Raw genomic sequence first — 9,721 nt, forward strand, 5'->3', positions numbered from 1 at the left:
CCGGTGTTCTGGCGCAGTCGATCGGCGGCGGCGGCGGCACCGGCGGCTGGGCGCTCTCCTATGCGGTGGGGCCGGGCGTTGCGATCGCGTCGGCGGTCGGCGGCGCTGGCGGCGGCGGCGGCGATGGCGGCACGGCCTCCGTTACCCTGGCGGGCAGCTCGATCACCTCCGGCCTCGAAATTCTCCTGCTGGCGGGCGACGTCGGGCTCGACGGCGCTGCCTGCTCGTCGCTGCCGTGCAACATGCTGCCGATCGATAGCTTCGGCGCGGTCGTCCAGAGCATTGGCGGCGGCGGTGGTAGTGGCGGATCGGCCACGGCGCAGTCGCTGGCGATCGCGGTGCCGGTTGACCCCGACGGCGATCAGGTCGGCGTGAGCTTCAGCGTCGGGGTCGGCGGCGATGGTGGCACCGCGGGCGACGGCGGACTGGCTGAGTTCTTCCTGACGCAGGGCAGCACCATCACCACCTACGGCCAGGGCTCCACCGGCGTGCTGGCGCAGAGCATCGGCGGCGGCGGCGGCAATGGCGGCGATTCCTCCGCGCTCGCCGCGGTGATCGGCTATGACGCGCCGGGCGACGCCACGTCGCTCGCCATCACCGGGGCCTTCACGGTAGGCGGCGATGGCGGTGCAGCCGGCACTGGCGGCGAGGTTCTGGTGGCGCTCGGCGGCACGCTCGACATCAACGGCAATTTCACCGCCGATACCGCCGGCAGCGCGCCGACCTCCATCGCCACCTTTGGCGACTATGCCAATGGCGTGACGGCCCAGTCGATCGGCGGCGGCGGCGGCAATGCCGGCATCGGTGCTGGCAATACCCAGTCCTTCGGCACCGGTTCCAGCACCGCGCTGGCGGTCACGCTGGGCTCGACGGGCGCCGCCGGCGGCGCCGGCGGCCAGGTCTACACCTTTATCGGCCCCGGCAACGGCATCGCCACTTATGGTTCCGGCGCGCTTGGCGTGCTGGCGCAGTCGGTCGGCGGCGGCGGGGGCACCTCGCAGGGCGGCTCGGTCAGCGTGGCCCAGAGCTTCTCCGTGGACGGCGGTCCGACCGTGAAGCCGGGCGTGACAGTCAATCTCGGCGCCGACTCCACCGGGACGGGCGGCGCGGGCGGCAATGTGAATGTCGATGTGGCGGCGGCGATCACCACCCATGGCGGCGACGCGGTCGGCGTGCTGGCGCAGTCGGTCGGCGGCGGCGGCGGGCTCGGCGGCTCCTCCGGCTCCGACGGCTCGGCCGACAATCCGATTGTCCCGAGTAACGGGCTCGCCGCACGCGAAGGCGCCAGCGAGGTCGCTCAGTTTCTCCAGAACTTCTTCCAGGACGACGACAACACCATTCCCTCGATCGACCCGACCTTCACGGTTACTCTCGGCGGCGCCGGCGCGCAGGGCGGCGCCGGCGGCAATGTCGAGGTCGCGCTGTCCGCGGCGATCACCACGACGGGGGACTGGGCGAGCGGCGTCATCGCGCAGTCGGTGGGCGGCGGCGGCGGCAAGGGCGGCTCGGCCGCCGCGTCGGGCACCGGCGGCATCCCCGAGGTCACGATAAATGCCAACCTGGCGCTCGCCGGCAATGGCGGCGCCGGCGGCGAGGGCGGCGAGGTGCTCGTTGCCCTGCAGCAGGGCGACGCGGCGATCCACACCGCAGGCTATGGCGCCGCGGGCATCGTCGCCCAAAGTGTCGGCGGCGGTGGCGGTATCGGCGCCGACGGCTCCGACAGCGCGGCGGGGTTGATCTCCCTGGGCACGACCATCGACGGCAACGGCGGCGGCGGCGGCGGCGGCGGTCTGGTGACTCTGAACTATGGAAACACCAACGGTACGACCGTCGCCACCACCGGGGCCGCGGCCGATGGCATAATCCTGCAATCGGTGGGCGGTGGCGGCGGCATTGGCGGCATGGGCAGCAGCCTGTTCCTGCCCACCTCCATGCAGGATCAGACTCTGACGCTCTCGGCGGGCGGCATCTTCGGCACCGATGGCGACGGCGGCAGTATACTGCTGGAGGAGAACTACTTCGCGGCTGGCAACGTCCTCAACGTCTCGACGCAGGGCGACTACGCGATGGGCATCCTCGCGCAATCCATCGGCGGCGGCGGCGGCCTCATCACCGCCCAACCCAGCGCGGGAACCGTAACGGCGACCCTGGGCGGCAACCTGTCGACCGGTGCCGGCGGCACCGTCGAAGTCTACGCCACCAACGTCAACATCACGACGCAGGGCGTTGCGGCGCATGGTCTCGTCGCACAATCGATCGGCGGCGGCGGCGGCTATATTCGCGTGACGGACAGCAGCGGCGCGTCCGACACCCCCTCGCTTACGACCACATTGCCCGCCTCTAGCTCGAATTCCCTTGCATTGGGGGCGGGAGACGGCGGCAATGTGAACGTCTATCTCGGCGGCGGCGGCAGCATCGGCGTGAGCGGCGCGGGAGCCATCGGCATCCTGGCGCAGTCGATCGGCGGCGGTGGCGGCGTGATCGTGAGCGACAACTCGATCTTCGCGGGATCTTCGGCAACGTCCGGCTCCGATTGCGGCCAGAACGGCGTCTGCAATGCCGGCGCCGGCGGCAACGTCGCGGTGGAGGCGAGCGGCGACGTCTCGGCCACGGGCGCGAACGGCATCGGCATCTTCGCGCAGAGCGCCGGCTACGGCACCAACGGGGCGATCTCCGTCTCGGTGCACGCGACTGTGACGGGCGGCAGCGGCACGGCCGCTACGTCCACCCAGCCGGGCGCGAGCGGCATCCAGATCGACGGCGGCAACAGCAGCAACGAGGTGACCGTCGAGAGCACCGGCACGCTCACCACGGCGATGGGGACCAGCGGCACGGCCGTCGTGCAGACGGGGAGCAGTTTCACCAATCTCTGGAACTACGGCACCACCCTCGGCAGCACCTATCTGAACGGCGGCACCGTCACCGGCAACGCGCCCGAAACCGGCAGCTTGGTCGCCAGCGCCGCGGCCAGCGGCGCCTTCGAGAACTATGGCACCTACCATGCCGGCGCGGTGGTCGATGCCATACGTCTGGCCAATCACGGTTTCGTGAATGTCGGGATGCCCGGCGAGATCCGCACCACCCATGTCACCGGCGACTTCGTCCAGACCGGCAGCGGCCAACTCGGCGTGACCATCGACTCCCTCAACCATACCGCAAGCCATATCCATGTCGACGGCACCGCCTCCATCGACGGCGTCGTTGCGCCGACAGCGATCACGCTGCTGCCCGGCTCGGTATCGGTGGTGACTGCCGGAAATCTCGTCTCCTCAGCCGACGCCGTTGATTCGCTTGTGTTCGATTGGGATGCCGCACAGTCAAGCAACACCCTCACACTAACCGCGCGTCCGGATTTCACGCCGGACGGCCTGTCCCTGACCGCCAGCCAAGCCTCGCTCGCCGATTACCACGCGCAGGCGTGGAACAATGCCGACGCGGCGTTCGCCGGTCACTTCGGCTATCTGTCGCAGATCACCGAGGCGGAGAAGTACGCGGCGGCATTGGACGAGTACTCGAGCAAGGACATCCACGCCCAGTCCATCGCGTTGGCCAACTCGGCGGGGACGATCCTTGGCTCCTCGATGAGCTGCCCCGTCTTCGTCGGCCAGCAGGTGCGGCTCGACGAAGGCAACTGCGCCTGGCTCGATGTCTCGGGCCGCTGGAGCGATCAGGACGCTACTGGCGACATACAGGGCTACAGCGTCTCGGGCGTGAGCTACCGCATAGGCGCCCAGCAGGAGATCGCTCCCGACTGGCATCTGGGCGGCTCCTTCGCCTACGGACAGACCTCGGCGACGATGGACGGCGGCTCCACCGGCGACGGCGACACCTTCGACGGGTCCGTCTCGCTGACGCACATCATGGACTCCTGGTTCTTCGCCGGTTCGGTCGCCCTGGCGCACGGCTCGTTCGAGGTCGACCGCCGGGTCAATCTGCCGGGCATATCCAATCCGCTGGAGAGCGATCCAAGCATCTTCCTGGCGGGCGGGCGGCTCCGGGCCGGCTATCAGTTTGCTTTCGGCGACCTGTATCTCCGGCCTTACGGCGATCTTGACGTGATCTACACGCACCTGCCGGGGGTCCAGGAATCCGGCTCCTCGCCCTATGCGCTGGATCTCGGCAGCAGCAGCGAGACGAACGTCGCGCTCTCGGCGATGATGGAGTTCGGGGGTCGCGTCGACCTGGATGCAAACAGGACGCTCAGGCCCTATGCCGCTTTCGGCGTGAGCTACCTGCCGGACAATACGCGCACGATAGAGGTAAGCGCCGCCAACCAGACCTCCACCAATGGGACCTTCAACGATTACATCGAGACGCCTGACGTGTTGGGCCGGATCGACCTCGGCATCCAACTTTACAGCGTCAGCGGCTTCGAGGTGAAGGCGGGATATACGGCCGACATCGGTGATTCCTTCCTGAGCCAATCCGCCAGCGCCCGGCTTGCTTATCACTTTTGATCGATGCGTCGCAAAGTTCGATGCGAGTCAAAGATAAGCGGGTGGCTCTGTCGCAAACGCTTTTGTAAGCCCGGTCAGGCGTGGAAGGCGCCTCAACATTTCGAGGAGCCTGCCGTGTTCAGGGGCCGCCATTTCGATCAGTCGGTGATCCTGCTGCGTGTCCGCTGGTACCTAGAGCGTTCTGCGCAGAGATGGAATCAGTGGGATTGAATCGAGATAGGGGGACACCTCACGGTGCCGCCCCTCCCACACCACCGGGCATACGGGTCACGTACCGCGGCGGTTCGACCGGATTAAGCTTGGGCAGAGACATAGAGTCGGGGAAGACCGAGCGACTCGAAGTGGTGGTTGCGCAGGGCTTGTTGGACCGCCGGGTGACCTGACATGCGCCAGAATCCCGTCGGTGAACCGGCGGCAACCGCGGCACGGAGCTTTGGTACGCCACGACGGCGCAGTTCCTTGAAGCGGTTTGTCGGCCTTTTCACGATGGCGGGCTGGTTGCGCCATCGGGATTGGTCAACGAGATCGGCACCTTGTGCCCGATCGCCCCATGCGGGCGGACTTCGTTGTACAACTCGACGACTTAACACCCACGGGACTGGGATTGAACGCGAGCTTTGCTATCCGTGGCATCCGTGGGCCGGGCTGCAAGTCCATACCCATGAAGTGATCGAGAAGAGTGATGTGACGGTTTTCTGCTGCAGCCTTTCCGGCCAAACGTCGGACCGGTGGCTGGAGGTTCCGGCGTGGATGTTCGACCGATCGGCTAGCATGAGCTGGCGCATCACGGCTGCCGCGCAGGTCGATCTTGCCGTTCTTGTCGCCTTGGCTGAGCTTCTCCGTGACACAGGCGTGCCGTCGCAATCTCAGAGGATCGGCGCAGCATCGGACTCTCACGACTCGAATCGGGGAGAGGTCCATGCCGCGCAAGCCCACGACTTACCAGTTCGATCTGTTCTCCAGGCTGAACGACACCGACACGATGATGGAGGCGCCGCGATGGCAGGCACTGCCTGTCGAGACGCGTCGGTCACTGACGAAGCTGATGGTGCGTCTGATCCTCGACCACGTCGGCGGCGATCGCACCGAGCGACAGGAGGGCGCGGATCATGATGCATGAGAAGATCAGGCCGCACCATCTTGAGCGCAAGGCGATCCTGTATGTGCGGTAGTCATCGGCCCATCAGGTCCTGCACAACCGCGAGAGCAGCACGCTTCAATATGCGATGCGCGATCGCCTGACGGCGCTCGGCTGGTCTCTCGTCGAGACGGTCGATGACGATCTCGGCCGGTCCGCCGCCGGCGGCGTCGCACGCGCCGGTTTCGACCGAATGGTCGCGGAAGTCTGTCTCGGCAAGGTCGGTGCGGTCGCGGCGCGGGAAGTGTCGCGGTTTGCCCGCAACAGCCGCGACTGGCAGCAGCTCATCGAGATGTGCCGCGTCGTCGACACCGTGCTGGTCGACCAGGAGACGGTCTATGCGCCGCGTCAAGGCAACGACCGGCTGCTGCTGGGGTTGAAGGGAAGCCTCAACGAGTACGAACTCGATCTCTTGCGCCAGCGGTCGCTTTCGGCCCGCTACGAGAAGGCACGCCGTGGCGAACTCGTGGTCGCGGCACCTGTCGGCTTCGTAAAGGTCGGCGATCGGCTCGAGAAGGATCCCGATCGCCGCGTGCAAGAGGCGATTATCCTTGTGTTCGACAAGGTCGCCGCGCTCGGCAGCGCCCGTCAGGCCTTGATGTGGTTCCTCGAGCATAGCCTGGATTTGCCCATCAGGCGCAACAATGGCGATGTTGTCTGGCGCAGGCCCAGCTATGCCACGATCCACCGGATGATCGAGAACCCGATCTACGGCGGCGCCTATGCCTATGGTAGGACTCGTGCCGCGCCGGGATATGGATCGACAGCCCCTCGGCCGGGCGTTCGTCGCCAGGCCAGGGAGGAATGGCTGGCTCTGATCCCGGGCAGCCATGAAGGTTACGTCAGTTGGGAACGAGCCGAGGCAATCCGCACAATGGTGAGCGACAACGTGCCAACGGGCCGGCATCACGGAGCACCGAAGCATGGCGATGCATTGCTCGCCGGGCTTGTCCGGTGCCGCCGCTGCGGCCGCAAGCTCACGGTGCGATACACGGGTAACAAGCACAACATCCCGCGCTATTCCTGCTGGCGGGGCCTGCTCGACAATGGCGAACCGCGCTGCATCGCCTTCGGCGGACTTCGCGTCGATGACGCTATTGAAGAAGCCCTTCTGCAGGTCGTCGAGCCCGGCGCGGTCGCGGCCGCCGCCGAGGCCGAAGCGCAGGCAGCCAATCGCCGCGACCAGGTTCGGGACGCTCTCGGTCGCGATCTGGAGGCTGCACGCCACGCCGCCGACCGGGCTTTCCGGCAATATGACGCGGCCGACCCCGAGAACCGGTTGGTCGCTGCAGAACTGGAGATGCGATGGAACCGTGCCCTCGCACATGTCGGCGAGATCGAGGGCAAGATCGCCACACATGATGCCGCAAGGGCGAAGCCGTCGCCTGTGTTGACGATGGACCTTGGCGCTCTGGCCACGAACCTCCCCATCGTCTGGGCGGCACCGACGACGGATGCGCGGCTCAAGAAGCGCATCGCGCGTACCGTCATTCAGGAGGTGGTTGCCGATATCGATGATGAAGCCGCCGAGATCGTCCTGCTGATCCACTGGATCGGCGGGGTTCACACCGAATTGCGCTTGCCGAAGCGACGCCGCGGACAGCGCAACAGCACCTCCGCCGATATCATCGCCGCCATGCGGCAACTGGTGCTGATCGCCAGCGACGATCTGATTGTCGGCATCCTGAACCGGAACGGCCTGGTGACCGGGCACGGCAATCGGTGGACGCGCGAACGGGTCACGGCGCACCGGTCGCATCACAAGATTCCGGTCTTCCGGCCTACGCTGGACGGGAGTGAACCTTGGCTCAACCTGAACAAGGCGGCGCGTTTGCTCGGCGTTGCACCCAAGACCCTCAGGCTCGCCGCCGAGGCAGGCGAGATCGCGGGAGTTCATCCCCTGCCGGATGGCCCGTGGATCTTCAGCCGGTCAGGGCTCGCAACGCCGCATGCCCTACAGGTCGTTCAGCGCGCACGACAGAACCCTAAATACCCCGCGGGATCGCATCCTGACCAGCAAAGCCTATTCACTTCAACGACATAGACAGATGGGTGTTATGAAGCAGGATTGTAGCGGTGAAGCCAGACGGGCAGTTCGGCGGCTCGGTGTTTTGAGGTTGGGTAAGCGAGGGCATAGGCCCATTCCCTGAGCGCGGTCTGGATGAAGCGTTCGGCCTTGCCGTTGGTCTTGGGCGTATACGGCTTGGTGCGGATGTGCTTGAGGCCACGATCACGGCAGGCCCTGGCGAAAGCTCTCGACCTGTAGCAGGAAACCGCTGTCGGTCATGACGCGGGAGACGGTGACGCCGAGGCTGGCGTAGTAGGCGAGCGCCGCCGCGAGGAAGGCGACGGCGCTTTCTTGTCGTTCGTCCGGCAGGATCTGCGAGAAGGCGATGCGCGACGCGTCGTCGATCGCGACATGGACGAATTCCGCCGCGCGACTTGCCCTGTTGCGGATCGCCGGTGATGCGATGGCCGACGCGGTCGAAACGGCCGAGCTTCTTGATGTCGATGTGGATCATGGCGCTCGGCGCGGCGCGCTCGTAGCGGCGCACCGGCTCGGCCGGCTCAAGGTCCTTCAGCCGCGACAGTCCGACCCGCTTGAGCACTCGGCTCACCGTCGCCGGAGAGACGGCAACCACACTTGCGATGTGCTTGCCCGTGAAGCGCTGGCGCCACAGCGCCACGATCCGGTCGGCGACCGCCTGGCCGGTCACGTTCGGGCTGCATCTCGGCCGCGACGAGCGGTCGGCCATTCCAGCGCGGCCTTCGGCCCGGTAACGCTCGACCCATCGCTTCACAACCTTCGCCGTCACTGCGAACTGCAACGCCGCCTGGGCTTGGGAAAGGCCGCCTTCTATGACCGCAAGCGCCATCTCCTCTCGACGCAGCGGCGTGAGACGGGCATTCTTATGGATGTTCATTCGGACCCTCCGACGAATCTGAAGTCTGGTAACTCCAGTCTCCTCGGTCACGTCCGAATGGACAACCTTCTGATAGCTCACAACTAGGTCTTGAGCAGCTGCGCTACATTCCGGTTTCGAAGCGCCGCCGGGCGCTGCTGCGTGACGGCCTGCTGTGAGCGGTGAGGCGACCGACTCGGGTTTCGCGATAGAGATCCGCGCACGATACGGCGACGTCGCTCGGGATCGGTGGCTGGTCTCCGTTGACCCGCTTCCGGAAGAGTTGCTGTCGAGTTGGATCCACCGCCTTGCGCTCGCCAACGGAATCGCGCCGCGCTCGTTCGCCGGCGTTTTAGGGCTTGGTGGTGGAATGTGGTCGGTCCGCCTCGACCTTCGGCTTCCCCGTCACGTCGCCGCTCCGCTTGGCACCTCCACGGACGGTCCGCTGGAGGCGATATCGACGATGGCAATGACGGATCGGGCGTTGACGCCGGTCTTGCTGCCGCTGCGCGAGAACGCCCGCCGGAACCGTTCGGCCTGGATGCAGTATTATCCTTTATGCCTTGGCGAAGACGAGGCTCCGTATTTTCGTCGGCAGTGGCGACTGGCATCGCGCGTTTCCTGCTTCGTGCACGGTTGCGGCCTCAGGGCCGATATCCCGATTGCCGCGGCAGAATTGCTTCCTTCGAATCAGACGGAACTCCTACCGCAACATCTTTGTGCCCGATGCGACTTCGATCTGCGCTAGGATCCAAAGGTGTCCGTGAAGACGGCTGCGCGGCGGCTCGAACGCGCCATCGTCGATATCTGCAGGGTCGAGGCGGCCAAGGAGTCGCCGCCGATCAACGGTTTGGTTTTGCATCTGCTGCGCACGCCGCTCGTCGCCGGTGTTTCGTTGGGGACGACGCTGACAAACCTGTCAGCATTCGCGCGCATCCGCTGCTTCGAGAGCCTTGCGGCGAAGCCTGACGATTGGCTGGCTGGCGACAAGGATGCCACGATCGCGCATCGGCGTCGGCTTATCCTGGCGGCAGGCGGCCATGACCGGTTGATCGCTCGCTTCACAAACTTGCTGGAGAAACACCAGGACTCGCTAAGAGTCAGTCCGGTAACTTTATGATGGATTACAAAGTCTTCTGATCATGAGGCGGATGGAGGCGAGCTTTAGGAAAGCGAGTGCCCTGGCGTTGAGGCATTCCCAGTCCTTGGCCAGGCGCCGACAG

Annotated in this window: 5 protein-coding genes and 2 pseudogenes; 5 read left to right on the top strand and 2 right to left on the bottom strand. The window is 66.0% G+C overall.

The annotated features are described in order from the left end of the window. From ACH196_RS36955 to ACH196_RS36965, 3 genes are all read left to right on the top strand, one after another. A partial coding sequence (locus ACH196_RS36955) for an autotransporter domain-containing protein (RefSeq protein WP_396651801.1) occupies positions 1-4,457 on the top strand: 4,457 nt, incomplete at its 5' end. Between the two features lie 919 nt (positions 4,458-5,376). After that, positions 5,377-5,577: a hypothetical protein gene (locus ACH196_RS36960; RefSeq protein ID WP_396651802.1), complete on the top strand. Its 201-nt coding sequence runs from the start codon at positions 5,377-5,379 to the stop codon at positions 5,575-5,577. Positions 5,578-5,683: 106 nt separating this feature from the next. Continuing rightward, positions 5,684-7,639 (top strand): recombinase family protein, encoded by a 1,956-nt coding sequence (locus ACH196_RS36965; RefSeq protein WP_396651803.1) that lies wholly within the window; start codon positions 5,684-5,686, stop codon positions 7,637-7,639. A gap of 23 nt (positions 7,640-7,662) precedes the next feature. Here ACH196_RS36965 and ACH196_RS36970 read toward each other — a convergent pair. Further along, positions 7,663-8,519, bottom strand: a pseudogene (locus ACH196_RS36970) (IS481 family transposase); the annotation flags it as partial. 154 nt (positions 8,520-8,673) lie between these two features. Here ACH196_RS36970 and ACH196_RS36975 point away from each other — a divergent pair. Further along, positions 8,674-9,246, top strand: a complete 573-nt coding sequence (locus tag ACH196_RS36975; RefSeq protein WP_396651804.1) for a TniQ family protein — start codon at positions 8,674-8,676, stop codon at positions 9,244-9,246. A 15-nt stretch (positions 9,247-9,261) separates the two neighbouring features. Further along, positions 9,262-9,618, top strand: a complete 357-nt coding sequence (locus ACH196_RS36980; RefSeq protein ID WP_396651805.1) for a hypothetical protein — start codon at positions 9,262-9,264, stop codon at positions 9,616-9,618. On the opposite strand, the pseudogene ACH196_RS36985 reads toward ACH196_RS36980, so the two are convergent. Continuing rightward, a pseudogene (locus ACH196_RS36985) lies at positions 9,613-9,721 on the bottom strand (IS5/IS1182 family transposase); the annotation flags it as partial. The gene ACH196_RS36980 and the pseudogene ACH196_RS36985 sit on opposite strands and share 6 nt — an antisense overlap.

It is taken from the genome of Mesorhizobium sp. IMUNJ 23232, from assembly GCF_044326205.1.
Classification (GTDB): Bacteria; Pseudomonadota; Alphaproteobacteria; order Rhizobiales; family Rhizobiaceae; genus Kumtagia.

Coding starts and splice junctions, on each gene's coding strand:
- ACH196_RS36960 (WP_396651802.1), top strand. CDS start 5,377: ATGCCGCGCAAGCCCACGACTTACCAGTTCGATCTGTTCTCCAGGCTG.
- ACH196_RS36965 (WP_396651803.1), top strand. CDS start 5,684: ATGCGCGATCGCCTGACGGCGCTCGGCTGGTCTCTCGTCGAGACGGTC.